The sequence below is a fragment of the Pedococcus sp. P3_C7 genome (genome assembly GCF_056402615.1).
The window spans coordinates 314,415-337,678 of sequence record NZ_JBFUHC010000010.1; the positions used below are offsets into that span (position 1 = coordinate 314,415).

Below are 23,264 nucleotides of genomic sequence, written 5' to 3' on the forward strand. Positions count from 1 at the left end.
GCTCACTGCCCGCTGACGCGTTCGCGGCGTTTGCCCTCGGCGATGTACGCCAGCCGGCGCAGGGCCTCGACATTGCGCGGGCCGATGGCGAGCTGCCGCAACGGGCGGGGCAGCAAGGTGCCGGGCCCTGACACGGCGTCCTCGGCCATGGCCACAGTGCACGACTCGTCGCTGCCGGGGATGATCGTGAGTACGACCTTCGCCTCACCCACGGGCCAACCGCGGGCCTTGAGGACGAGCTCGCTGGGCTCGCTGGAACTCAGGACGTGCGTCGTGTCACTCAGAACCGTGGGCCACACCCCGAAGGAGTGGTGGATGCGCGCGCCTTCGGCCGGCCATTCGGGGTCGACGCCCCTCACTCTTGACGCGCCGACGACCCAGGTGGCGTAGAACCAGCCGTCGGCGAGCACGTCCCAGACGGCTTGCGCAGGAGCATCGATGTCTCGGGTGACGGTGATGACGCCTGTGGTCGGGAGTTCCATGGTCAGCTCTTCCTCCAGTCGGGCGGGTGGACGCTGCAACGGCAACGGTAGCGCCGTCGGCGGCTGCGAGACGGGTGGGAGACGGGGCGGTGCCCACGAGGGGTGTACCCGCGTCTGACCTGCGCAAACGTCGCATTGTCCCTGTTGTCCCGTCCTGCACCCGGTGGCGGGACCTCGGGCAACCATGGCTGGTGGCGTCATACCGATGGGGGACAAGCAGCGAACGTGGACACGGAGCCCGTATCTGGCGACTGACGCCTTCGAGGGCCGGACATGACGCGAGTGTCAGTGGCTGGCCGGCTTCCCCACGCGGGGATGGTGGCGCGCAGCCGCCCAGCGAACCGCAGATCCCGCGTCATGTGGCTGCCGACCGGAGTCTTCATCTGTGTGGACAGGAACCAGATGGACCTACAGGTCCACGCCTAGCCAAGGAAGAACAAGCCCCTACGGAGCTCCACCCGGGCTCCACCGAAGGAGCAAGTCATGTTGAAGACCAAACTTGTCGGAACCGGCACGGCCATTCTCTTGGCCGGGGCAGTTGGACTCGTCCCGGCTGCCGCCTCTGCGAGTGCGGCGCCCACAGCGAAGGCCGTGGCTCCCACCGCACAAGCCGCAGCCACGACCCTGCCCGTGACGGGCACCTTGCCCAACGGCACGGCGTTCACGGGTCAGCTGAGCAACCTGACGACCTCGGTCGTCAATGGTGTCGTCCAGCTCTCCGGGACCATCACCGGCACCGGACTGCCCGCGGGCGGGACGACCTTCACGGCACCGCTGCAGGACGTTGCGGTGACGCAGGGCTGCAGCATCCTGACCCTTGACCTCGGCCCGCTCCACCTCGACCTGCTGGGTCTGGTCATCGACCTCGCCCCGGTGTCGTTGGACGTCACGGCGGTCCCCGGTGCGGGCAACCTCCTGGGCAACCTGCTGTGCGCCGTTGCCGGCCTGCTGGACGGGCCGGGCAACGCTCTCGGTGGCATCGCAGCGCTGCTCAACCGTCTGCTGACAGGTCTCGGCCTCTGAGCCGCGTGAGCGACTGACGTGGCAGTGGCGTCCCTGCGCCGCCCCTCACCGCAGGGGCGCCGCTGCCACCCCCCAAAGCCCGGCGACAGCGCCCGACGCAATTGGAGCTCGTGATGACCGTGATCGCCTTCAGACCTCGTCCCCGGCGTGGTGCGCGTCCCCCGGACGGCGACGGCACGCCCATCAGTGGGACGTTCCGATCTCCGCGGGGACGTTCAGGGGCCATGACCGGGTCGCTGCGGCTCCAGCGACTGGTCATCGTGCCGCGCGGTGCCTTCATCACCGGGGTCTTCACGGGTCAGCTCCGTGAGCCGGACGGAACCCTGGTCGGAGTGGACAGCCGTCGCGCCACCGCCCCGGTCGACCTGGTGCGTGACGACAGCGGCCTACGACCCGTGGTCCGACCACTGCAGCTCGACCTGATGGGGATCACCGTCCACGTCGAGCGTTTCACGATCGAACCTTCGCTTGCCTTTCCTCGCGGGGAGAGCAGCACCGGAGGGAGGGCACGCACCACCCGCACGAGTCGGGCTCGCGTGGAACCGCTGTGAAGGCCGTCGCGCTGGCTGCGCCGGGTCTGGTGCTCGGGCTGCTGCACGTTCTCCAGAAGCTGGAGTCGTGGACCGTGGAGGACAGCGCGCCAGCTGTTTCCCGCAGACCGCCCCCGGCACCGTTTCCGCACCCAACGGCCCTCGAAACCAAGGACCACTGACCAGCGAGGGCGCTCCACCTGCTGATGGTGACGGGACCAGCCGCGCGGCGCCGGGATGCGAGGTTCCTCTCCCGGCGCCACGCGGTGTCCACCCGCTCTCGGTCACGGCACGGGGCGTCCTGCCTGTCGCCGCTGGACGCCAACTGTGCAGGTCAGAGGGGTGGAAATGCTCGGTGCGGCGTAGTGTCGCACCCGTGAGCACGGCCGGGGCGGCCGACGAGCCGAGGGAGCCAACAGGGGCGGCAGATGTCGCGGCCCTGATCCCCATGCTGCGCCGGATCGTCGCAGCCCGGGTCGGCCAGCACCCCGCGGCGGAGGACCTGGTCCAGGAGACGCTGCTCCGGGTGCTGGCGGCCGAGAACCGGATCGAGCCCGGCATGATCGAGCCATACGCGATCGCCACGGTCCGCAACGTCATGGCCACCATGTGGCGCAACGACGACCGAGAAGTCCGCAACAGGCACCGGGTGCTCGACCCGAGCGAGCCGGAGGAGGCCGAAGAGGTCGTCGTCGCCTCGGAGGAACAGTCCGCCATCAACGAGGCGCTTCGCCGGCTGACCGACCGCGAACGAGAGGTCCTGCTGGCGCATGAGGTGAGTGGTCGCGCCACCCAGTCGCTGGCGGAGGAGACCGGAAGCACGGCCGGTGCTGTGGCCGCCCAGCTGAAGCGGACCCGAGCCCGGTTGCGGGTCGAGTACCTGCTCGCGCTGGAGCGGGCCGAGCCCCCCACAGACAGATGCAGGCCTGTGCTGCTGGCCCTCTCCAGCGCGGACCGACGACGACAGCGTGAGGTCGATGCTGCTCGACACCTGCTCGAGTGCGAGCTCTGCGCCCGGCTCAGCGAACCACTGCTCGGCAGGGGGCCGGTGCGGGACGACGAGGTGCACGTGCCAATCAGCGCGGACCCGGACATCGTCACGGTGCGTCAAGCCGCTCGCGAGCTGGCGGTGCGCGCCGGCTTCAGGGGCACAGACCTGACGCTGCTCGCCACGGCCGTGTCGGAGGTGGCCCGCAACATCGTCCGGTTCGCCTCACCCGGGGAGGTGACGATCGAGCTGCTCGAACGTCCACGTCCCGGCATCCGGGTCGTCGCCCGGGACACCGGACCCGGCATACCGGACGTCGAGAAGGCCATGGAAGACGGCTACAGCACCTACAGCGGACTCGGCCTCGGGCTTCCCGGAGCCAGACGGCTGATGGACGAGTTCACCATCGTCTCCGAGGCGGAGCACGGCACCACTGTGAGCATGACCAAATGGTTCGACAAGAAGGGATGAGCATGAACGCCCAGAACACGGAGGACCCGACGGAGCACGAGCCGTCCCTGTCCGGCAACCAGCTGCTTCCCCAGCTGGTGGCCCACCTGAGGGAACATCGCGCGAAGCTCCGCAACGAGTGGGCGTCCCGCATCCGCGATGCCCACCTGCTCGAGGCCATGACCCCGCAGGAGATGATCGCCGAGACCACGTCGGTCTATGACAACTACGTGGAGGTGCTCGAGACCGGCAGTGTGGAAGCGTTGCAGCACTATGCCCGCGACCTGTCGGAGCGGATCATCCCGCGGGGGGTCGAGACGCATGAGGTGGTCGGCATCGTGTTGCTGCTGAGGGATGTCCTGGCGCGGTCGCTCTTCGAGAAGTACCAGCGGGACTTCGCCCTACTCAACCAGATCCTCGACGCGTACGAACCGGCGGCGAACCGTATCGCCAACACCGTGGCCGTCAGCTTCGTCGACGAGCGCGAGCGCGTCATCCGCCAGCAGCAGGACGCCATCAAGGAGCTGTCGACCCCGGTGCTGCCCGTTCGGGAGAGGCTCCTCATCCTGCCGATCATCGGCGTTTTGGACAGCGAACGGGCCAGGCAGCTCACCGAGCAGCTGCTGAGCGGCATACGCACCCATCGCGCCAAGGTGGTCGTCATCGACATCACGGGGGCCCCGGACGTCGACGAGACCGTCGCGAACCACCTGGTGCAGACGGTAGACGCCTCGCGGCTGATGGGTGCCAGCGTCATCATCACCGGCCTGTCGCCCACGATTGCGCAAACCCTCGTCACGATCGGCGTGGACCTGAGCAAGATGAACACCATCGGCGACCTCCAGGGCGGCCTCGAGGAGGCCGAGCGGCTGCTCGGCTACGCGGTGACGCGCAAGGCGGTGACTGACGGCTCGTGAACTCCGGACCGGCCCTCGTCTCCATACTGCGTCAGGGTGACACCCTCGTCGCGTCGGTCCACACTGCCCTGGACGACTCGGAGATGGTCCGGTTCCAGGACGACCTCGTCCGCCAGATCGGTGAGCACCGCGCGCGTGGCGTCATCATCGACGTGGCAGCACTGGACGTGATCGACAGCTTCGGGTCGCGCACGCTGCAGTCGATCGCCGACATCGCCCGCCTGCGCGGCGCGGCCACCGTCATCGTCGGCATCCAGCCCGAGGTCGCGTACGCCATGGTGCGCCTGGGTATGGGGATGGGTGAGGTCCCGACGGCGCTGGATCTGGAGGAGGGCCTCGACTACCTCACGAGGATCCGTGGACAGGGGAACAGGCATGAGTGACGTCGAGGACCTGACCCTCGACTACCGTGCCGCGTTCCAGCGCTACCTGCCCCAGCGCAGTGAGGCGGCGCTGACGCTGGGCTACCAGCTGGGGCGCCAGGCGATCGTCCGGGGGGTGAGTCTTCTCGACCTGGTCCACGTCCACCACCTCGTCCTCGCCGAGGTCCTCGAAGACAGCCCGGAAAATGACGTGCGCGGGGTCACGGCTGCCGCCTCCGAGTTCCTGCTGGAGGTGCTCTCGACGTTCGACATGGCACACCGGAGCCTGAGCTCCGCGACATCGAAAGCCGTGCAGGGCAGGGGCAACGGATGACATCCCGCTACCGAATCATCATGGCCCTCACGTCCCTGGCCACAGTGTCGGGCTGCGCGGGCCAGGGGAACGTCGAGGCCGCCACCGTGAAGGCAGCGGCCAGCACGTTCGTCCGGTCCGTGAGCACCGCGCCCGCGACGGCCTGCGGGCTGCTGGCCCCCGAGACCCTTCGAGCCCTCGAGGAGTCCGACGGCCCTTGCGCGGAGGCCTTGCCGTCCTCCGCGGAGGAGAAGGGCTCCACCTCGGTGGAGTCCGTGCAGGTCTACGGCAAGGACGCTGTGGTGCACCTGTCGACGGACACGATCTTCCTCGCCCGGTTCAAGCAGGGATGGCGCGTGACCGCCGCGGGCTGCAGCCGGCAGCAAGACGGCCGGCCGTATGACTGCAAGGTCAAGGGAGCCTGACGTGCGTGCATGGTTCGCCGGGTACCTGCTGTTCATCGGACTGGGACTCACCTTCTGCTTCGCCATGGGGGTGACCCACCGATGAGGACGTGGCTTCGTGAGAACAGCCTCACCCTGGCCTTCTCGGTGCTACTCCTGGTTGCCCTCGTCGGTCAATCACTCACCGGGGAGGCCTCGTACAACGAGGCGGCGATGGACGCCGGGCTACCCACACTCACCTTGCGGGAGTACGTCACCTCGTCGCAGTTCGCGGTGGACGTTGCAGAGAACTGGCAGTCGGAGTACCTGCAGTTCCTGCTCTACATCCTCCTGACGGTGTGGCTCCTGCAGAAGGGGTCCCCGGAGTCCAAGCCCCTCGACCACGCCGGTCGTGGGTCGGACAAGGACCAGAAGGTCGGACGCTATGCGGACGTGGGGTCGCCCACGTGGGCCAAGGTCGGGGGTTGGCGGACCAGCCTGTACTCACGCTCCCTCGGACTGGCGATGGGGGCGGTCTTCCTCGGGTCGTGGACGGCGCAGCTGGTCGCCGGTCGCAGTGCCTACAACGCCGAGCAGCTGCAGGACCTCCAGGATCCGCTGACGTGGAATGGCTACCTGCACGCTCCGGACTTCTGGAATCGCACCTTCCAGAACTGGCAGTCGGAGTTCCTCGCCGTCGGCAGCATGGTGGTGTTCAGCATCTACCTGCGGGAGCGCGGGTCGCCGGAGTCCAAGCCGGTCGGGAGCGCCCACAGCAGCACGGGAGTCGAGGGCTAGGCGCCCTGCCCTCTGGAGCCGCGGCAGCTACGCGCCGGGCGAGGCTTCCGGTCGGGCACTCCGGAGGGCGTCGTGCAGTGCGGCGAGGTCGGGGAAGGTGAGCTCGGCTCCGGCGTCGTGCAGCTCGGGCGCACTGGTCCCCCCGGTCGCGACCCCCACCCCGGAGGCCCCGACGCGGGTCGCGGCCTCCATGTCCCAGACGGAGTCACCGACCACCATCAGGTCCTCGGGCTCGAGGTCCGCTCGCGTCATGACGGACTCGAGCAGGTCCTTGCTGGGCTTCGAGCTCGCCACGTCGTCGCCCGTGACGATCAGGTCGAAGTCGGGCTGGTCCAGGACCTCGAGCATCGCCCACAGGTCCCGTTCCCCGCCGGACGTGGCGAGCGCCACCGTCAGCCCGGCGTCCCGACACCACTGCAGGAGTGAACCGGCGCCCGGAAGCGGGTGCAGACGGTCGTGCCACGTGCCGAACAGTGCATCGTGGGCAGCCGTGATGGCGCTGTCCTGGCTCCGGTTCCGCCGGTCACCGAGCACGTGGTCGAGCAGGTTGTCGGCCCCCATCCCCACCGCGTGGTGCACCATCGCCATGGGCCGGTCGTGACCGAACTGCTGCATCGCCTCCCACCAGCTGATCGTGTGGACGTAAGTCGAGTCGACCAGGGTGCCGTCGAGGTCGAAGACGATCCCGCTGACGCGGGTGAGCACGTCAGACATGCTTCCTTCCCCGCATCGCCCGCCCTGCGAGGACCGTCCCGCCCGCGGCGCCGAGGGCGAGGACCGCCGTGACCTCCTTGGGGCGGTGGGAGAGCTCCTGCTGCCAACTGCGGCCCTTCGCCCGGTCGTCGAAGGAACCGTGGGCGCCGAAGTCCCGGCCGCCGGGACCGTCCGCCGCGTCCCACAGGTTGGCTGGGTCGGCTGGGTCCCGGGGTTCGTCGGTCTGCTGGGCGTTGTATGCCGTCCGAGCCAGGTAGCGATCGAGCAGGCCGGGCGCGACGGCGTTGGCGACCAGGGTGCCGACGGTGGAGGCGCCGACCCAGTACTCCCGCCGACGGGGGTGGTCGGCTGCGTAGACGACCGCACGCGCAGCGACCTCGGGCTGGTAGATCGGCGGGACGGGCTGGGCACGTCGAGGGAGCTTCGACAACACCCAGCCGAACTGAGGTGTGTTGAGGGCCGGCATCTGGACCATCGTGACGCGGACGTTGCTGCCATCGTGCAGCAGCTCGCAGCGGAGCGACTCGTGGAAACCCTGGACGGCGTGCCGTGCACCGCAGTACGCGGTCTGGAGCGGGATTCCCCGATAGGCCAGCGCTGACCCCACGTGGACGATCGTTCCGCGGTTGCGCGCCCGCATCCGGGGAAGGGCCGACATCGTGCAGTACACGTAGCCGAGGTAGCTCACCTCGGTGGCGCGGCGGAACTCGTCGGCGGTGACCTGGCTGAACGGCGCGAACACGGAGGTGAACGCCGCGTTGACCCACACGTCGATCGGACCGAGCTCGTCCTCGATCCGGGCCACGGCGCTCTCGACCGCCTCTGCGTCGGCGACATCCACGGGCACCGAGAGGGCCTTGACCCCAGCCTGCTGTGCCTCCCGGACGGCAGCCTCGAGCCCCGAGCTGCCTCTCGCGATGAGAGCGACGTCGTCGCCTCGCCGCGCGAACTCACGGACGCAGGCGCGTCCCACGCCTCCACTCGCACCCGTCACGACCACCACTCGTTTCATCGGACTGCTCCTCTCCTTCGTTGGTCCTTCCCGATGCGGTCAGGCGATCCGCTCGTCGCCTTCGCGAATAACCTGCAGCCACCTGCACCCGTAGCCGTCGAGGTCGACCTCGACCGTCGGAGCGCCCGAGCCGTCTCCGACCGGCTCGAGGCGGTAGTCCGCGAGCAGGTCGGTCAGGTGGACGATCGGCGGCAGGTCGTCGCCGGCGATCGTGGCCAGCGAGAGCGGCACGCGACAGGCCTCCGAGCCGAGGTTGTGGACCGCGATGGTGGCCCAGGGGTCTACGCGGGCGACGTGCGCCAGGACGGCGTCGAACGGCTGCTCGAGCGGGTGGAACCGACCCCATCCGAGCTCGGGCGACTGGCGGTAGCGGCGGATCAGCTGGGCCACGAAGGTCCACAGCGAGTCGGGGTCGTTGCGCTGGGAGGCCACGTTGACGTGGTCGGGTCCGTAGGCGCCCTCCGTGACGGGCCGCGGCAGCCGGCCCTTCGCCGCACGGGAGAAGCCGCCGTTCTTGGCCGCGCTCCACTGCATCGGCGTCCGCACGGCATACCGGCCCGGCACGTCGAGGTTCTCGCCCATGCCGATCTCTTCGCCGTAGAAGAGAACCGGGCTGCCGGGCAGCGAGAACATGAGGGAGTAGGCCAGCCGGATGCGGCGGGGGTCGCCGTCGAGCATCGTCGGCAGCCGGCGGCGCAGGCCGCGCCCGTAGAGCTGCATTGCGGGGTCGGGTCCGAAGGCGTCGAAGACCTCCTGGCGCTCCTCGTCGGTGAGCTTGTCGAGGGTGAGCTCGTCATGGTTGCGGAGGAAGTTCACCCACTGGCTCTCCTCGTCGGCCTCCGGCCTGCCCTGCAACGCCTTGCCCAACGGCCGTGCGTCGCCGCGCGCGAGGGACAGCCAGGTCGCCTGCATGCCGATGAAGTCGAACTGCATGGTGAGCTCGTCCCCGTCCGCTCCGCCGAAGAAGGCCGTCTGCTCTGCGCGCGGCACGTTGACCTCTCCGAGGAGGACGACGTCGCTACCCCGCCGCCCGCAGAACGCCTTGACGTGGCGCAGGGTCTCGTGGGGGTCCCACTCGAACTTCTGGTCCTTCTTGGGCACGGTGTCCCGCGCGAAGAGGAACGGCACCGCGTCGATGCGGAAACCCGAGACGCCCAGCTCGAGCCACAGACCCATGACCTTGACGATCTCGTCGCGGACCTTGGGATTGGCGGTGTTGAGGTCAGGCTGGGTCTTGTAGAAGTTGTGCAGGTACCACTCGTCGGTGCGGGGGTCCTTCTCCCAGATGCTGTCCTCCTTGTCGGGGAAGACGACCATCGCCGACGTGTCCGGTGGGGCCGTCGAGCGCCACACGTAGTAGTCCCTGTACGGGTTGTCGGTGCCCTTGCGGGCCTGCACGAACCACGGATGGTGGTCCGACGTGTGGTTCATGACGAAGTCGAGGATGACCCGGATGCCGCGCGACCGCGCGGTCCGGACCAGCTCGACGAAGTCACCCAGGTCGCCCAGCCGGGGGTCGACGCCCAGGAAGTCGGTGATGTCGTACCCGTCGTCCACGTCGCGCGTCGGGTAGAGCGGCATGAGCCACAGGCACGTGACGCCGAGGTCGGCCAGGTAGTCGATCCGGCGCGCCATGCCCGCCAGGTCGCCCTGCCCGTCCCCGTCGGCATCGAGGAAGGTCTGGACGTCGGCGCAGTAGAACACCGCGGTCTTCCACCACAGGTCGGCCGTCTTGGACATCTGCATGTGTCCTCACTACCACCGTTGGCCCGAGCCAGCCACCGCGAAAGCGCTGGTCAGGAGGCCGCGCCGATCTCCCGACCCCCAAAGATCGTCCGGCCGGGTTCTTGGCGATCCCGTGCCGCGGCAGGCGCTCGCTGTCATCATGTCGGCATGACACAGGGGTCTGGCATCGAGGCGCGGCTCGACTACCGCCTGACCGGACTTGCCCGCGTGACGGCCGAGCTCATCCGGGCGGCCAGCGCAGAGGACGTCACCAGGATCGTGGTCGAACACAGCTCCGAAGCCGTGGGAGCGACCATGGCCTCGCTCAGCCTGAAGGACGGGCCCGACACGATCCGGCTCATGGGGCTGCGGGGTGGGGACGAGGGAGATGCCGAGGCCTTCGCGACCTACCCCTTGTCGATGCCGAGCCCGGCGGCTGACGTCATCGTCTCGGGTCGTCGCATCCTGTTGTCCGGTCGTGAGGCGATCCTCGATGCCTATCCGGACACCCCGCGGATAGATCGCGGCGACCGCTCGGTGCTGGTCCTGCCGTTGAACACCGCGAACGACACCCTCGGGGCGATCGGGCTGTCCTTCCCCGGACGACGCAGGTTCGAGCCCACGGAGCTCGACTGCCTCGACATCCTGGCCGACACCTGCGCCCAGGCGTTGCAGCGCGTGCAGGCCGAGCAGGAGGCAGCCGACCGCCAGACCAAGCTGACCTTCCTCGCCGAGGCCTCGGCCGAGCTCGCGAGCAGCCTCGACTACGAGTCCACCCTGGCGCGGGTGGCCCAGCTCGCAGTGCCGACCTTCGCCGACTGGTGTGCGATCGACCTGGTCAAGGACAACCGGCTGCGCCGGCTCGCCGTGGCCCATGTCGACCCGGCCAAGGTGGCGTACGCGCACGAGCTCGCGGAGCGGTACCCCAGCGACCCGAACTCCGCCAGCGGTCCGTGGCAGGTGATGAGGACAGGGCGCAGCGAGCTCATCGCGGAGATCACCGACGAGATGCTCGTCGCCGGGGCCCGGGACGAGGAGCACCTCCGGATCGCGCGAGAGCTGGCGTTGTACAGCGCGGTGACCGTCCCCCTCGTCGCGCGCGGACGAACCCTCGGCGTCATCACGTGGGTGAGCGCGGAGTCCAAGCACCGCTACACGGAGGGCGACCTCGTGTTCGCCGAGGACATCGCGCGCAGGGCGGCCGTCTCGATCGACAACTCCGAGCTGCACAGCGAGACCCTGGCGGTCGCCACCCGGCTGCAGCACGCCGTCCTCCCGGTCGGGCTGCCGGTGATCGAGGGCTGCGATGTCGCGGCGCGCTACCTGCCGTCTGGCCGTACCGAGGTGGGGGGCGACTTCTACGACGTGGTCGCCCTCACGGACGGGCGGGTGGCGGTCTTCGTCGGAGACGTGATGGGGCGTGGGGTCGAGGCCGCCGCGTCGATGGCGCAGATGCGGGCATCGGTGCGCGCCTACATCGCCGCGGACCCGCTCCCGGACGTGGTGCTGACCAAGCTCGACCTGATGCTCGCTGCCTACGGTGACGAGCAGTTCGTCACGCTGGCCTACCTGCTGGTCGATCCGGGACGGAACGACCTGCTGGTCGCGAACGCCGGACATCCGGCGCCGATCCTCCTGCGAGCAGACAATTCCGTCGAGCAGTTTCCCAGTGCCGACGGTGGGCCCTTGGCCATCGGAGAGGGACGACGTCGTCGCCATCGGATGTGGTTCGGTCCCGGCGACACCGTCCTGCTCTTCACCGACGGGTTGATCGAGCGGCGCACCGAGGACATCGACGTCGGTCGAGAACGACTCACGGCTGCCCTCGCCGGCCTCACGGACCCGGACCTGTTCCGCGGCCTGTGCGGCACCATCGCCGCGGTCGCGGACGAGACGCATGACGACGACGTGGCTGCGGTCGCCCTGCGTCGGCACGCCGCGGTGCCGACGGCGCGAACCCTCGAGAACGCCGCCGCCGGCGCCGAGGACCTCGAGCCCGCGCCCTGACGACCGCGCGCCCTGACGACTTCCAGGCGCCCTGCGACTGTCAGGCGCCCTGCGACTGTCAGGCGCTCTTGCGACGCAGGTAGGCCCACGCCAGGAGCGCGCAGGCCAAGCCGTTGGCCATTCCCACCAGGATGTCGGTCAGGTGGTGCATGCCTCGGTAGAGGCGGGCCCACGCCACCAGCACAGGGATGACGAGGCACACCGCCGTCACGGCCCGGCGCAGCACGGGTGACTCGATCCGCTGGGCCAGGAGCGCGAAGCTGACGTAGAGCGCGGTGGCCGCACCGACGTGACCGCTCGGGTAGCTCGAGGTCGGCGGAGCCGGGTCGAGGTGGGCCACGTGGGGCCGGGGCCGGCCCACGACGGCCGTGGCGATCACGAAGACGGTGGCCTGGAGGGAGATCGCGATGGCCGGTATGACGGCCACCCACCACTGCCGCGTGCCCCACCAGAGGAGGCCGACGGCGATCACGCACACCCCGATGACGATCTCGGTGTTGCCGATGTGGGACCACACCAGCGTCACGTCGTCCCACCGCGGGGTGCGCACGCCCTGGGCGTCCTTGCTGATGCCCTCCTCGGAGGGCAGGCCGCCGAGAGGTCCCTTGATCAACAGCCCGATGCCCACGATGGCAGCCCAGAGGGCAACTGCCGGGGCGACGGCGCGGACGAACGCGTCCCGGACCGCGGAGCCGACTGGAGGCGACGAGCGATCGTCGGTGTAGCGCGTCAAGAAGGCCATGGTGTCCTACTCCGGTGGGGGTGCACAGCTTGACGAGCCTAGCGCCCAAAGCCTCGGCCACGGGTCGCTGACCTGCGCAGATGCTGAGCCGGCAGGTGGGACACCGGAGTCGCGCTGCTCCGTCAGTCCCGAAGCCCAGCCAGGGCGCGGACCGCGGCGAGGCCTTCGGGGCTGCCCGGCCAGTGCCGCTCGAGCGCCTCCGCCCCTGCGCGCCGGGTGACCGAGCGCAGTACCAGGGCCACGAGGATGGCGTCGTCGGCATAGCCGATGACGGGGAGGAAGTCCGGCACGACGTCGACCGGGCTCGCGAGGTAGGCGAGCAGCAGCCACAGGCGCACTCGCGCGGCACGCGGCACCGTGGCGTCCACGGCCAGGCGTCGCAGCAGGCGAAGGAGGTCGGGCAGCAACCGCAACGCCTCCCGCAACCGCAGGTCGTCCGGACGGGCCCACCACAGTGCCACCACCAGGACGACCCAGAGCAGCACCAGGCCGCCACCGACGGTTGCGGCCAGCGACCACCACGCGGGCGCGCCGTCGGCCAGGTCGATCCGCGGGAGGGGCATCCCGTCAGTCTCGCCCATGCCCAGGCCGCGTATACCGGCGTCACGGCAGGCACGCTGGTTCGCCCCTCCGGGGTGGTCTAGTCCGTTCGGTCAGAACTACGCAGGCCAAACGTGCCAACCGCCGTTGGATACCTATCCCTGCCCCCTGTGGGCGCACGTATGTTGCCGTTCGCCCAAGTTTTCGTCGTGAGGAAGGTGGCTCCGTGTCCAGACTGCAGTCGGCGGCTGGCCGTGTCCCCCAACGCTGGTCGTTCGGTCAGTGGCCCCTCCGTCGCAAACTGGCAGCCGCCATCGTTCTTCCCGTGCTGCTGGCCTTCGTCTTCGGTGGCCTCCGCGTCAAGAACGACTTCGACTCCTCTCGCAAGCTCTCGCGGGCCGCGGACACCGTCCTCGTCATCCGCCCCGTTGTCGAGTACAACCTCGCGGTCCAGCGGCTGGCTGCTGCCGAGAGCGTCGGCGGCGGCGGCGTCATCGCCGCCATCACGAAGTACGAGTCCGCGGCGGCGAACCTCCGCATCGCCATCAAGGTCCCCGGCGTCCCTGACTCGGTGAAGGAGAGCGCCACGACGGCGCTGTCGCTCGGGCAGGCAGTGCGTACGGCCAAGACGCAGAACGGCTTCTCCGACACCGTCATCGACAAGTCGGGCAACACCGCCACCCTGATGTCCTCGGCGGTCTCCGACCTCGGCCTCAGCGACGACTCGGCCTCCGCCAAGCTCGTCGTGGCCCTCCAGGACGCTATCGCCGCCCAGCGCGCCATGACCGGCGAACAGGTCAACCTCGCCAACACTGACGACGCAGCCGCCAACCTGCGCGCCGTCGGTCAGGTCGGCGCCGAGACCGCAGCCCTGACGCGACTCATGTCGGCCTCGACGGGCGAGCAGGTCGGACAGGTCCGCCAGCTCCTCAACGAGAACGGCCGCCGTGGGTACACCCTCCAGCAGGCGTCGCCCGACAAGGCCCAGATCCAGGGGCTCGGAACGGTCATCGAGTCCAGCAACGCCGGCTACACCAAGCTCATGGACGGGCAGCTGACCGCGCTCGAGACCAACCTCCGCCAGCGCGCGGCAGAGCACCGCACCGCAGCGATCCTCAACGCCATCATCGTGATCGCTGCGCTGACGGCCGCCCTGGCCCTGGTGGTGGCCCTCATCCGATCGCTCCTCCTCCCGATCCGCGCCGTGCGCCAGGGCGCCCTGGAGGTTGCCAACAAGCGGCTGCCGGAAGCGGTCACCGCCATGCGTGACGGCACCGAGCTCCCCGCCTTCGAACCGATCCCGGTCCACACGACCGAGGAGATGGGTCAGCTCGCTCGCGCGGTGGACGACCTCCACACCCAGGCCCGCACCCTCGCCGGCGAGCAGGCCCGCCTGCGCGTCCAGGTCGGCCACATGTTCGAGACGCTGTCGCGCCGGAGCACGTCCCTCATCGACCAGCAGCTCAGCCTCATCGAGCGCCTCGAGAGCGACGAGGAAGACCCCAAGCGGCTGCAGAGCCTCTTCCGCCTCGACCACCTCGCCGCCCGTATGCGCCGCAACAGCGACTCGCTGCTGGTGCTCGCCGGCACGTCCACCCGTCGTGGCGTGTCCGGGTCGGTCTCGGTCTCCGACGCCGTCCGTGCGGCCGTGTCCGAGGTGGAGAACTACGAGCGCATCGACATCGGTGACACCTCGAACGACCACGTCCTGGGTGCGGTCGGCTCCGACCTCATCCACCTGGTCGCCGAGGTCGTGGACAACGCCCTCTCCTACTCGCCGCCCACCTCCCGTGTGGCGATCCGTGGTGCCCGCACGCCCGAAGGCGGCCTCCTCATCGAGGTCTCCGACCGTGGCCTCGGTATGCCGCCCAAGGAGCTTGCTGCCCTCAACGACCAGCTCGCGCACGGTGGCGACATCACCGCCGACACCGCCCGTCGCATGGGCCTGTTCGTGGTCGGAAGCCTCGCGAAGCGGCACGGCATCGCGGTGCGGCTGCGCCGCAACGGCGACGACAAGCAGGGCATCACGGTGTCCGTGCACCTGCCCGCGGCCCTGCTCGCCGACAGCAGCCGGGGCGAGCGCCCGGCGCGCCCGGCCGCTGCTCCAGCCGTTCCTGAGGCGCCGGCAGCCTCCTCCCTCGGAGCCCCGCCCGCGTCGGCTGTCGGCGGCACCACCAAGTCCGGCCTGCCCACCCGCGTGCGCGGCGCCAGCGGCGCCACGCCGAGCCCGGTGCCGGGTGCAGCCAAGAAGGTGCTGCCCACCCGCACGCCGGGGGCCCACGGCCCCTCGGCCGCGAACGGCATACAGACCCCCGCCAAGCCCGTCATCGACGGTGCCGACGCGGCGGTGGAGGAGAAGGCGCCCACCAACGGCCACGCCGCCCCGGAGAAGGGTGTCAACGGCTCGTCCGACAAGCCCGCCGTCAACGGCGCGACCGTCGCGCCGACGGACGACACCCCGGCCACGCAGGTTCCTGCCGAGGCTGCGACGGCCGCTGTCGCCGACCCCCAGGTCTCCGACCCCGAGGTCACCGAGGCCCCCACCCAGAGCCAGGACGCTCCGGCGGCAGAGGCAGCCACCGGGCCCCAGCTCTCGGCGTCCGGACTTCCGGTCCGCAAGCCACGGGCCACCGGGATCACCGAGTACCGCGAGTTCGAGGACGCCCCGTCCGCGCCCGAGGAGGAAGCACCGACCAAGCCCGGTGCCAAGTCGAGTGCCCCCGCCGCCAAGTCGGGCCGGCTCAGCTGGCTTCCCGGCCGCGCGAAGGCGGCCGCCGAAGCCGCCCGGATCGAGGCGGAGGTCGACGAGCCCCGTCAGATGCCCTCCAACCTGTCCGCCTGGCTCGAGCACCGCGCCAAGATCGTCGAGGCCGGCAAGGCCCGTGAGCTCGGGGCCGAGGACCCGGCAACCGACGGCGAGACCGCAGCGCACACCGACATCGCCGCCCAGGACAACTCGATCGACTCGATCGACTCGATCCACTCACCTGAGTCGAACGGCTCGTCGGTCAGCAGCGACTCGATGGACTCGCACGACTCGACCACCGAGATGCACGTGCCCGAGGAGTGGGTGGCCGAGGTCGCCCTTGTCGAGGCCGCCGATGCCGGGTCCGACCAGGTCCCGGAGCAGCACTCCGAGCAGGACTCTGACGACGCTCCCGTCGGAGAGGCCGGAGGCGAGCTGGTTGCTGACGGCGCACCCGAGGCCGTTGCCGACGCGCCGGCGGAGGCTTCCGCCGAGGTGTCGGCGCCGGTCGACAGCCTCGATGTCGTCCAGGCCCCTGTCACCGGGCCGGAAGGTGCCACGCCGCTGCCGACCCGCGTCCCGGGGGCGACGTCCGCGCTTGCCACCCAGGACCCCACGGCTGGCGCACCCAGCTCACGGCCGGCGATGCGGGCGCACAACACGTCCTTCTTCGGCGCCCGTCGGGCCCGCGACGCGGCCGTGGTGCCGGAGCGCGAGGAGACCGTCGTCAGCGCGGAGGCCGCGACCACCGAGTCCGTGCCCGAGGCCGTGACCGAGCCGGTCGCCGTTGTCGAGCAGGAGACCGAGGTCGTCGCGTTCCAGGAGCCGGTGGTCGAGGCAGTCGCCGACGTCGAGCAGGAGACCGAGGTCGTCGCGTTCCAGGAGCCGGTGGTCGAGGCAGTCGCCGACGCTCCCGAACAGCGCGTCGACGAGGGCGTCGAGACGGCAGCCGAGGAGACCACCGAGCTGGTTGCGGTGGCGCCCGAGGACGTCGAGGAGCCGGCGAGCGCGCCTCGCAGCGGGAACCTCAACGACACCCCCATCTTCCGAGCGATGATGTCGCGCTGGCTGACCGACGACTCGTCGGTGCCCGCATCGGCATCGTGGTCGACCAACGAGGCTGACCAGGCGTGGTCAGCCGCCGCACGGATCGAGGAGACCCAACCCCTGGAAGAGTCCGCAGCCGGCCTCCCCATGCGACGCCCGGGCAGCTACCTGATCCCCGGCGCCGTCGACGAGGCCGACGAGAAGCCCGCTGCCCGCGCAGCATCGCGACGCGATCCCGAATCGATCCGCCGCAACCTCAACCGCCACAAGAACGGCGTGAGCTCCGCTCGCACCGAGGCACAAGATGGAACACACCGAGAGGAAGCCGATGTACACCACTGACGCCATGGCCCAGCCCAAGGGCGAGTACGACTGGCTCGTGGCCAAGTTCACGACGGAGACCCCTGGCGTTTCACACGCCATCCTGGTGTCCGCCGACGGGCTTCCCATGGCCGCCAGCGAGCAGCTGCCCGTCGATCGCGCCGAGCAGATGGCAGCCGTGGCCTCGGGCATGGCCAGCCTCGCCTCGGGCGCGGCCCGCCTCTTCCAGGGCGGCACGGTCCTGCAGTCCGTCATCGAGATGGAGCTGGGCTACCTGCTCCTCATGAGCGTCGGGGACGGCTCGCACCTGGCAGCACTCACCAGCACCGACTCTGACATCGGTCAGGTCGGCTACGAGATGGCGGTCCTGGTCGACCGCGTCGGCAAGATGATCGACGCGTCTGCCCGGACCCCGATGTCGGGCTAGACCCATGGCGCCAGACGGACGCGAAGTGTCGGCAGGCCCTCGCCTGGTCCGGCCGTACGCACTGACGTCCGGACGCACCGAGTCCGTGGTCGACCTTCCCATCGAGGCCACGTTCGAGGTGCTTCCCTCCGGACGCACCACGACCTGGCCCGAGGGCGACCTCTCGGGGCGGATCATCGACCTGTGCGCAGCCAAGGAGTCGGTGGCCGAGGTCTCGGCAAAGCTGCACATCCCACTCGGCGTCGCCCGGGTGCTCCTGGGTGACCTGGTCACCGCCGGGCACCTCAAGACGCGAACGACCATCTCCGAAAACACGACATCCGACGAACGACGTGAACTGATTGAAAGGACACTCAGTGGACTACGCGCCCTCTAGCCGCAACAGCGCCTCGACGAAGATTGTCGTGGCCGGCGGGTTCGGCGTCGGCAAGACCACCTTCGTTGGTGCCGTCTCCGAGATCGATCCCCTGCGCACCGAGGCTCTTGTCACCAACGAGTCCGAAGGCCAGGACGACATCTCCAAGGTGCAGCAGAAGCACACCACCACCGTGGCGATGGACTTCGGTCGCATCACCTTGGCCGAGAACCTCGTTCTCTACCTGTTCGGCACTCCTGGCCAGCGCCGGTTCTGGTTCATGTGGGACGACCTGGTCAAGGGCGCCATCGGTGCCGTCGTTCTGGTCGACGTCCGTCGCCTCGACGACAGCTTCGCCGCCGTCGACTACTTCGAGGCCAAGGGCCTGCCGTTCATCGTCGCGCTCAACCAGTTCGACGGTTCGCAGGAGTTCGGTCCCGACGAGATCCGCGAGGCTCTCGCCATCCCGTCGCACATCCCCGTCATCGCGGTCGATGCCCGCGACCGCGAGTCCGCCAAGCGGGCCCTCGTTCGCATCACCGAGTTCGCGCTGACCCAGCTCACGGGTGTCTCCGCCTCGGCCTGACCCCGGCCCGTCACCGCACGGGCCTGCTGACCGCGACGCCGGGGGCTCGTGGTGCAGGGCCGCTTCGCCCGCGTGGTGACGTGACGCGTAGGTCGTGGCCGGCGTGCGACCTCGCAGCCGCTCGACCCGGCGCCAGGTGTCCTCACGGTCGAGGCCGACGACAGGGAGGTCCAGCACGGTCACGGCCACCTCGTCGGCATCGCGCCCGACCCTGTCGCAGTGCCTGCGCAGGACGGCGAGCTTGCGTTCCAGCGTCGGCAGGTTGCTGGGGAGGTTGCAGGCGTCCGCGAGCTCCGCCGCGATGCGCAGCGTCCGCTGCTCGCCGCCGCCGCCCACGATGATCTGTGGTTGCCCCACAGGCCGCGGGTATGCCGTGGTCTCGGGCAACGTGACCCGTCTGCCCTGGTGTGCCTTGGTGCCCTTGCCCCACAGGGCGCGGATCGTCTCGATCGAGGCCTCGAGCTGGTCGAGCCGTTCTGCCGGCGGGGGAAAGGGCAGCCCGAACGCGAGGTGCTCGCGCTCCCACCAGCCGGCCCCGAGTCCGACGAAGGCGCGACCACCGGAGAGCACATCAAGCGTGGCAACGGTTTTCGCGATGATGCCGGGAGCGCGGAAGGTCACCGGCGAGACGAGGGTGCCGAGTCGCAGGTTCGTGTCCAGGCCGGCGAGCATGCCCAGCGTCACACACGGCTCGGGGATCGGCTCCCAGGCCCGGTCCACCTGGGGGATCTGGATCAGGTGGTCCATGAGGGCGATCCCGCTGAAGCCGAAGTGGTCCGCCGCCAGGGCTACCGAACGCAGCCAGCCGGCCGGGTCCGCACCCCAGGGAAAACGTGACACCTGGATCACGACGTCGAGCCCGAGGTCACCCGCCCCGGTCGTCGACGCCGCGGTCACCTGTCCGGCGGACGCCGGCCGAGCGGCCGCCGCGTCCTCCGGCGTTGTGGTGGTCCCCGACATCCGGTCGGCCGCCGACGACGTCTCGCTGACGGTCCGGACCACGTCCCACCCCTCGTCGGCGAGGGCCTCGCGGACGCGCCCGAACGTCGCGAGCTGTCGGCCCAGTACGGCCGCGGGAACGGGTCGGTCGCGCTGGGAGTTGCGCGCGCGGCATACGGCGGGGGTTGTCTCGAAAAGCACTGCGACGCAAGGAAGTCCAGCCGCCCGGCCTTGCTCGCGCAGGCGGTCGCGGAGGTCCGGGTCCAGCCCGAGGGTGTCGACGACGACGGTCAGTCCGCGGCGAGCCCGCGCCGCCACGACCTGGTGCAGGACCGCGAACGCGTCGGCCGATGCGTCGAGGTCGTGCTCACCACTGCCGACCACCGCGCGCAGGGCGTCCGACGACACGACCTCCTGCTGCCGGTAGTGCTGCGCAGCCCAGGTCGACTTGCCCGCACCGCTCGGGCCGACGAGCACGACCAGCGCAGGGTCGGGCAGCGGGGGCGCTGTGGTCAGCCGTCTGCCCTCGGCGCGTGGCTGACCAGCCCGACGAGGTTGCCCTCGCTGTCGCGGATGAAGGCCATCCACTCGTCGCTGCCGGCGGGCCCGAGGGTGTCGTCGGTGTGGCTGAAGATGACGTGCGGCTCGGCCTCGACCACGACCCCGTCGGCGCGCAGCTCCTCGATGCGGGTGGGGACGTCGTCGACGGCGAGGTACAGCAGGGCCGAGCTCGCACCCTCCTCGAGGAGGAGCCGGGTGTCGCCGAGCCCGAAGAACAGCAGTCCGGGCGGGTCGAACCTGGCCAGTGGTGGCGACCCGAGCAGCCGTTCGTAGAAGGCGGCCGCTCGGTCGAGGTCCTCAGCGTGCTGGGCCACCTGTGCCAGTCCGGTGCCACCTGTCATCGCACCCACCTCCTGGGCGTGAATCTACTGCTGGAGCGTGCGTCGCCGCTCGAGGATGACCGCGGCGACCTCCTGCGGATGGGTCTCTGGCAGCCAGTGCCCGGCGTCGAGCTCGGTGAAGGTATAGTCGGCGGCCACGTGGCTCCGGGTGCGCTCGGCGGCCGCCCGGCCCAGCGCCGGGTCGTGCCGGCCCCAGACGTAGGCCGTGGGCGTCGAGATCCGGTGTGAGGTGGTCGCATCGTGAGGGGCGCTGCGGCGCAACGGAATTGCGCGATACCACGCCAACCCGCCACTGGCCATGCCCGGCCGACGGAACCGCGCGGCATACCTCTGCACGTGCTGCTCGGGCAGGCCGGAACGGCGCAGGGCGGCAGGCAGGCGACGACGCAGGACCAGCTCGGGCAGGGCGGGGAGCTGGAAGGCGGCCATGTACCAGCTGCGCCGGGCCTGGTCCGCGTGGCGCAGCGCCCAGGCGATGGCCCGGTGGTGCGGCGTGGAGACCGCGGTGAGGCTCAGCAGCCGTTCGGGGTGACGCTCGGCGAAGGCCCAGGCGACCGAGCCACCCCAGTCGTGGCCCACGAGGTGCACCCGGGTCTCGCCGAGCGCGTCGACGAGGGCCAGCACGTCGGACACGAGCTCGCTCATGCGATAGGCATCGCGACCCCGGGGGAGCGCGCCCGGCGAGTAGCCCCGCTGGTCGAACGTCACCACGCGCAGGCCGTCGGCGGCGAGCAGCGGGGCCACCTGCGACCACGTGTGCCGGTCCTGGGGCCAGCCGTGCAGCAGGACCACGACCTCGTCGCCGGCGCCGCTGTCCGCGACGTCGAACACCAGGCCGTCCCGGGTGAAACGCTCCATGGGGCGAACCTACCGGGGTGCCTGGCGAGGGCGGACGTGGTGGGCAGCGGCCCGGCGGGGGCGAGCATGATGAGTGGTGTGCCGACCTTCCACTTCCACCACCGGTGGCGCCTGCCCGCCGCTCCCGGGCGCGTCTTCGACGCACTCGCGGACGTGGAGCGGTACGCGCTGTGGTGGCCGCAGGTCCGCTCCGCCGAACGCATCGACGACCACTCCGGGCGCACCGACATCCGCAGCTTCCTGCCCTACACGCTGCACCTGGTGCTGCGACGGGAGGTCGAGGACCCGTCGACCGGTCACTTGCGGGTCGAGGTCAGCGGTGACCTCGAGGGCTGGTGCGAGTGGCGGGTCCGGGCTGGTGACGACGGCGCCACGATCGCCGACTTCGACCAGGAGGCCGTCGTCACCCCCGTGCTGCTGGCGCGGACCGCGCGCGTGACCGGGCCGTTGCTGCGCGCCAACCACGGCTGGATGATGAGGTCGGGGCGAGCCGGGCTGGCGGACTACCTGGCTTGACCCGCGGTGCCCGTGAAGTCGGGCTTGGGGGACACTGGGGCCGTGACCAGACCCGCCACCCAGTTCGCACTCGGCGGGCGGCGGGCGTGGATCGTGTATGCCGCGTCCGTGTCGGTCTACGTGCTGGCCGTCTTCCACCGCAGCTCGCTCGGGGTGGCGGGGCTGCTGGCCAGTGAGCGCTTCGACATCGCGGCCACGCAGCTGTCCGTGTTCACCATGGTGCAGCTGCTCGTCTATGCGGCCATGCAGATCCCCGTCGGCGCGCTGCTCGACCGGTTCGGGCCCAAGAGGCTGCTGCTCACGGGCGTGACGATGATGACCGTCGCGCAGCTGGGGTTCGCCTTCGCCGACTCCTTCGTGGTGGGCATCGCGGCCAGGGTGTTCGTCGGGATCGGCGACGCGATGATCTTCATCCCCCTGCTGCGCCTGGTGGCCCTGTGGTTCCCGCCGCTGCGCATCCCGATGGTCTCCCAGCTCACCGGGCTCCTCGGCCAGCTGGGGGCCCTCGTGGCGGCGACTCCCCTCGTCTACGCCCTCCACACCTGGGGCTGGACGCCGTCCTACGCGGGTGCCGCGCTCTTCGGCGTCGTCCTGGCGGCGATCGTCCTGGTGGTCGTGCGGGACTCGCCAAACCCCGACCACGAGCTCGACCAGATCAAGGTCCGGGCGCTGGCCCGCAGCGTGCGCGCCGCCTGGCGCACCCCCGGCACCCGGCTCGGCCTGTGGTCGCACTTCTCCGCCCAGTTCGGCGCGACGGTGTTCGCCCTCCTGTGGGGCTATCCGTTCCTCGTGGCCGGGCAGGGGCTCTCGCCGAAGGCGGCCGGCATCCTGCTCATGCTGATGACCGTGACGACAGTGGTCACCAGTCCACTCATTGGCGGGTTCGTCACGAAGTACCCGTTCTCTCGCTCGACCCTGATCCTCGGGATCGTCTTCTCGATCATGACGGTCTGGGCGGTCGTGCTGCTGTGGCCCGGGCGGGCGCCGCTGCCCCTGCTGGTGCTGCTCGTCGTCATCACGGCGGTCGGTGGGCCCGGGTCGCTGGTCGGCTTCGACCTGGCCAGGACGTTCAACCCGCCCACGCGGCTCGGGAGTGCCACGGGGATCGTGAACGTCGGCGGCTTCCTCGCCTCGCTGTCGACCGTGACACTGATCGGCATCATCCTCGACAGGGTGGCGCCCGGTGGGCCGAGCACCTACGACGTCGACACCTTCCGCGCCGCGATGTCGGTGCAGTACCTCGTCTGGGGTGCCGGTGTCGTGCAGATCCTCCGTTACCGCCGCAAGACCCGCCGGGCCCTGAAGGAAGGCGATCCCGAGGCCTACGCCGCCCTGCGAGCCGGCGAGGCCATCACGCCCTGATCTCGCCGCCTTCTGGAGCGGGGCGAGATCGGCCGCTCAGGGCCTCTCACCTGCGAAAATGCGGATTTCGTTACCGATTCGTGACCGTTGTCGGACAGGTGATCGAAGGAGCGTCGCTGCCTGCTGAAAGACATCCGTGTAACTCCCCGAACTACAGGGGTGTCATTCGCCGTACCGGCCCGTAAGGCGTGGGATTTGTGTGACTGGAGTGTTCCGAGT

The 23,264-nt window shown here is 70.1% G+C and carries 23 protein-coding genes and 1 pseudogene; 15 read left to right on the plus strand and 9 right to left on the minus strand.

The annotated features are described in order from the left end of the window. Nucleotides 1-2 precede the first annotated feature (2 nt). On the minus strand, nucleotides 3-482 hold the full coding sequence (locus tag AC1DS4_RS15690; protein WP_477624869.1) for an SRPBCC family protein: 480 nt from the start codon (nucleotides 480-482) through the stop codon (nucleotides 3-5). Nucleotides 483-965: 483 nt separating this feature from the next. Between AC1DS4_RS15690 and AC1DS4_RS15695 the strand changes: the two genes are divergently transcribed. The 8 genes from AC1DS4_RS15695 to AC1DS4_RS15730 all read left to right on the plus strand — a co-directional run bounded on the left by AC1DS4_RS15695 (nucleotide 966) and on the right by AC1DS4_RS15730 (nucleotide 6,246). Next, nucleotides 966-1,505 (plus strand): ABC transporter substrate-binding protein, encoded by a 540-nt coding sequence (locus AC1DS4_RS15695; protein WP_477613844.1) that lies wholly within the window; start codon nucleotides 966-968, stop codon nucleotides 1,503-1,505. A gap of 224 nt (nucleotides 1,506-1,729) precedes the next feature. After that, nucleotides 1,730-2,056: a hypothetical protein gene (locus tag AC1DS4_RS15700; RefSeq protein WP_477613843.1), complete on the plus strand. Its 327-nt coding sequence runs from the start codon at nucleotides 1,730-1,732 to the stop codon at nucleotides 2,054-2,056. Nucleotides 2,057-2,411: 355 nt separating this feature from the next. Beyond that, complete coding sequence (locus AC1DS4_RS15705) at nucleotides 2,412-3,494, plus strand: sigma-70 family RNA polymerase sigma factor (RefSeq protein WP_477613842.1); 1,083 nt, start codon at nucleotides 2,412-2,414, stop codon at nucleotides 3,492-3,494. 2 nt (nucleotides 3,495-3,496) lie between these two features. Continuing rightward, nucleotides 3,497-4,390 carry an STAS domain-containing protein gene (locus AC1DS4_RS15710; protein ID WP_477613841.1) on the plus strand — a complete coding sequence of 298 codons (894 nt, stop codon included), beginning with the start codon at nucleotides 3,497-3,499 and terminating at the stop codon, nucleotides 4,388-4,390. Then, nucleotides 4,387-4,773, plus strand: a complete 387-nt coding sequence (locus AC1DS4_RS15715) for an STAS domain-containing protein (RefSeq protein ID WP_477613840.1) — start codon at nucleotides 4,387-4,389, stop codon at nucleotides 4,771-4,773. The genes AC1DS4_RS15710 and AC1DS4_RS15715 overlap by 4 nt, the downstream gene beginning before the upstream one ends. Then, nucleotides 4,766-5,086, plus strand: coding sequence for a phosphatase RsbU N-terminal domain-containing protein (locus AC1DS4_RS15720; protein WP_477613839.1), 321 nt, complete (start codon nucleotides 4,766-4,768; stop codon nucleotides 5,084-5,086). Before AC1DS4_RS15715 ends, AC1DS4_RS15720 begins: the two co-directional genes overlap by 8 nt. Before the next feature lie 20 nt (nucleotides 5,087-5,106). Continuing rightward, nucleotides 5,107-5,490, plus strand: coding sequence for a hypothetical protein (locus AC1DS4_RS15725; RefSeq protein ID WP_477633189.1), 384 nt, complete (start codon nucleotides 5,107-5,109; stop codon nucleotides 5,488-5,490). An 81-nt stretch (nucleotides 5,491-5,571) separates the two neighbouring features. After that, a complete protein-coding gene (locus tag AC1DS4_RS15730) occupies nucleotides 5,572-6,246 on the plus strand; it encodes a DUF6766 family protein (protein WP_477613837.1) in 675 nt (224 codons plus the stop codon). A 27-nt stretch (nucleotides 6,247-6,273) separates the two neighbouring features. Here the strand turns inward: AC1DS4_RS15730 and AC1DS4_RS15735 are convergent, their stop codons facing one another. From AC1DS4_RS15735 to AC1DS4_RS15745, 3 genes are read right to left on the minus strand one after another with little or no spacing between them, the layout of a single operon-like run. Beyond that, nucleotides 6,274-6,960, minus strand: coding sequence for an HAD family hydrolase (locus tag AC1DS4_RS15735; RefSeq protein ID WP_477613836.1), 687 nt, complete (start codon nucleotides 6,958-6,960; stop codon nucleotides 6,274-6,276). Beyond that, nucleotides 6,953-7,972: an SDR family oxidoreductase gene (locus tag AC1DS4_RS15740; protein WP_477613835.1), complete on the minus strand. Its 1,020-nt coding sequence runs from the start codon at nucleotides 7,970-7,972 to the stop codon at nucleotides 6,953-6,955. Before AC1DS4_RS15740 ends, AC1DS4_RS15735 begins: the two co-directional genes overlap by 8 nt. A 39-nt stretch (nucleotides 7,973-8,011) precedes the next feature. Then, nucleotides 8,012-9,718 carry an alpha-amylase family protein gene (locus AC1DS4_RS15745; protein ID WP_477613834.1) on the minus strand — a complete coding sequence of 569 codons (1,707 nt, stop codon included), beginning with the start codon at nucleotides 9,716-9,718 and terminating at the stop codon, nucleotides 8,012-8,014. A 147-nt stretch (nucleotides 9,719-9,865) separates the two neighbouring features. Here AC1DS4_RS15745 and AC1DS4_RS15750 point away from each other — a divergent pair, with 147 nt between their 5' ends. Continuing rightward, on the plus strand, nucleotides 9,866-11,704 hold the full coding sequence (locus AC1DS4_RS15750; RefSeq protein WP_477613833.1) for a GAF domain-containing SpoIIE family protein phosphatase: 1,839 nt from the start codon (nucleotides 9,866-9,868) through the stop codon (nucleotides 11,702-11,704). Between the two features lie 58 nt (nucleotides 11,705-11,762). Here the strand turns inward: AC1DS4_RS15750 and AC1DS4_RS15755 are convergent, their stop codons facing one another. Beyond that, nucleotides 11,763-12,446: a phosphatase PAP2 family protein gene (locus AC1DS4_RS15755; RefSeq protein ID WP_477613832.1), complete on the minus strand. Its 684-nt coding sequence runs from the start codon at nucleotides 12,444-12,446 to the stop codon at nucleotides 11,763-11,765. Nucleotides 12,447-12,568: 122 nt separating this feature from the next. Beyond that, the gene (locus AC1DS4_RS15760) at nucleotides 12,569-13,027 is read right to left on the minus strand and encodes a YkvA family protein (protein ID WP_477613831.1); all 459 of its coding nucleotides are present in this window, start codon (nucleotides 13,025-13,027) and stop codon (nucleotides 12,569-12,571) included. Nucleotides 13,028-13,311: 284 nt separating this feature from the next. On the opposite strand from AC1DS4_RS15760, the gene AC1DS4_RS15765 reads away from it, so the two are divergent. The 4 genes from AC1DS4_RS15765 to AC1DS4_RS15780 are packed head-to-tail and all read left to right on the plus strand — an operon-like array spanning nucleotide 13,312 to nucleotide 18,468. Continuing rightward, entirely contained in the window at nucleotides 13,312-17,121 is a 3,810-nt protein-coding gene (locus AC1DS4_RS15765; protein WP_477646070.1) for an ATP-binding protein, read from the plus strand. Beyond that, nucleotides 17,108-17,527, plus strand: coding sequence for a roadblock/LC7 domain-containing protein (locus tag AC1DS4_RS15770; protein ID WP_477613829.1), 420 nt, complete (start codon nucleotides 17,108-17,110; stop codon nucleotides 17,525-17,527). Before AC1DS4_RS15765 ends, AC1DS4_RS15770 begins: the two co-directional genes overlap by 14 nt. Nucleotides 17,528-17,531: 4 nt before the next feature. Next, complete coding sequence (locus AC1DS4_RS15775) at nucleotides 17,532-17,903, plus strand: DUF742 domain-containing protein (protein ID WP_477633192.1); 372 nt, start codon at nucleotides 17,532-17,534, stop codon at nucleotides 17,901-17,903. Nucleotides 17,904-17,931: 28 nt separating this feature from the next. After that, complete coding sequence (locus tag AC1DS4_RS15780; protein ID WP_477613827.1) at nucleotides 17,932-18,468, plus strand: GTP-binding protein; 537 nt, start codon at nucleotides 17,932-17,934, stop codon at nucleotides 18,466-18,468. 72 nt (nucleotides 18,469-18,540) lie between these two features. Here AC1DS4_RS15780 and AC1DS4_RS15785 read toward each other — a convergent pair. The 3 genes and pseudogenes from AC1DS4_RS15785 to AC1DS4_RS15795 form a co-directional block, all read right to left on the minus strand. Next, a pseudogene (locus AC1DS4_RS15785) lies at nucleotides 18,541-19,995 on the minus strand (LLM class flavin-dependent oxidoreductase); the annotation flags it as partial. Further along, entirely contained in the window at nucleotides 19,920-20,309 is a 390-nt protein-coding gene (locus AC1DS4_RS15790) for a VOC family protein (RefSeq protein ID WP_477613825.1), read from the minus strand. The pseudogene AC1DS4_RS15785 and the gene AC1DS4_RS15790, both read right to left, overlap by 76 nt. A gap of 24 nt (nucleotides 20,310-20,333) precedes the next feature. Further along, the gene (locus tag AC1DS4_RS15795; protein ID WP_477624874.1) at nucleotides 20,334-21,167 is read right to left on the minus strand and encodes an alpha/beta fold hydrolase; all 834 of its coding nucleotides are present in this window, start codon (nucleotides 21,165-21,167) and stop codon (nucleotides 20,334-20,336) included. Between the two features lie 78 nt (nucleotides 21,168-21,245). On the opposite strand from AC1DS4_RS15795, the gene AC1DS4_RS15800 reads away from it, so the two are divergent. Together AC1DS4_RS15800 and AC1DS4_RS15805 are read left to right on the plus strand one after the other, a co-directional pair. After that, entirely contained in the window at nucleotides 21,246-21,683 is a 438-nt protein-coding gene (locus AC1DS4_RS15800; protein WP_477613823.1) for an SRPBCC family protein, read from the plus strand. Between the two features lie 42 nt (nucleotides 21,684-21,725). Next, on the plus strand, nucleotides 21,726-23,045 hold the full coding sequence (locus tag AC1DS4_RS15805) for an MFS transporter (protein ID WP_477613822.1): 1,320 nt from the start codon (nucleotides 21,726-21,728) through the stop codon (nucleotides 23,043-23,045). The last annotated feature ends 219 nt before the right edge of the window (nucleotides 23,046-23,264 follow it).

Bases quoted from the DNA above. Each gene is read 5' to 3' on its own strand.
- AC1DS4_RS15700 (WP_477613843.1), top strand. From the start codon at position 1,730: ATGACCGGGTCGCTGCGGCTCCAGCGACTGGTCATCGTGCCGCGCGGT.
- AC1DS4_RS15710 (WP_477613841.1), top strand. From the start codon at position 3,497: ATGAACGCCCAGAACACGGAGGACCCGACGGAGCACGAGCCGTCCCTG.
- AC1DS4_RS15745 (WP_477613834.1), bottom strand. From the start codon at position 9,718: ATGCAGATGTCCAAGACGGCCGACCTGTGGTGGAAGACCGCGGTGTTC.
- AC1DS4_RS15750 (WP_477613833.1), top strand. From the start codon at position 9,866: ATGACACAGGGGTCTGGCATCGAGGCGCGGCTCGACTACCGCCTGACC.
- AC1DS4_RS15775 (WP_477633192.1), top strand. From the start codon at position 17,532: ATGGCGCCAGACGGACGCGAAGTGTCGGCAGGCCCTCGCCTGGTCCGG.
- AC1DS4_RS15795 (WP_477624874.1), bottom strand. From the start codon at position 21,167: ATGGAGCGTTTCACCCGGGACGGCCTGGTGTTCGACGTCGCGGACAGC.
- AC1DS4_RS15730 (WP_477613837.1), top strand. From the start codon at position 5,572: ATGAGGACGTGGCTTCGTGAGAACAGCCTCACCCTGGCCTTCTCGGTG.
- AC1DS4_RS15690 (WP_477624869.1), bottom strand. From the start codon at position 482: ATGGAACTCCCGACCACAGGCGTCATCACCGTCACCCGAGACATCGAT.
- AC1DS4_RS15770 (WP_477613829.1), top strand. From the start codon at position 17,108: ATGTACACCACTGACGCCATGGCCCAGCCCAAGGGCGAGTACGACTGG.
- AC1DS4_RS15760 (WP_477613831.1), bottom strand. From the start codon at position 13,027: ATGGGCGAGACTGACGGGATGCCCCTCCCGCGGATCGACCTGGCCGAC.
- AC1DS4_RS15755 (WP_477613832.1), bottom strand. From the start codon at position 12,446: ATGGCCTTCTTGACGCGCTACACCGACGATCGCTCGTCGCCTCCAGTC.
- AC1DS4_RS15695 (WP_477613844.1), top strand. From the start codon at position 966: ATGTTGAAGACCAAACTTGTCGGAACCGGCACGGCCATTCTCTTGGCC.
- AC1DS4_RS15720 (WP_477613839.1), top strand. From the start codon at position 4,766: ATGAGTGACGTCGAGGACCTGACCCTCGACTACCGTGCCGCGTTCCAG.
- AC1DS4_RS15790 (WP_477613825.1), bottom strand. From the start codon at position 20,309: ATGACAGGTGGCACCGGACTGGCACAGGTGGCCCAGCACGCTGAGGAC.
- AC1DS4_RS15735 (WP_477613836.1), bottom strand. From the start codon at position 6,960: ATGTCTGACGTGCTCACCCGCGTCAGCGGGATCGTCTTCGACCTCGAC.
- AC1DS4_RS15740 (WP_477613835.1), bottom strand. From the start codon at position 7,972: ATGAAACGAGTGGTGGTCGTGACGGGTGCGAGTGGAGGCGTGGGACGC.
- AC1DS4_RS15725 (WP_477633189.1), top strand. From the start codon at position 5,107: ATGGCCCTCACGTCCCTGGCCACAGTGTCGGGCTGCGCGGGCCAGGGG.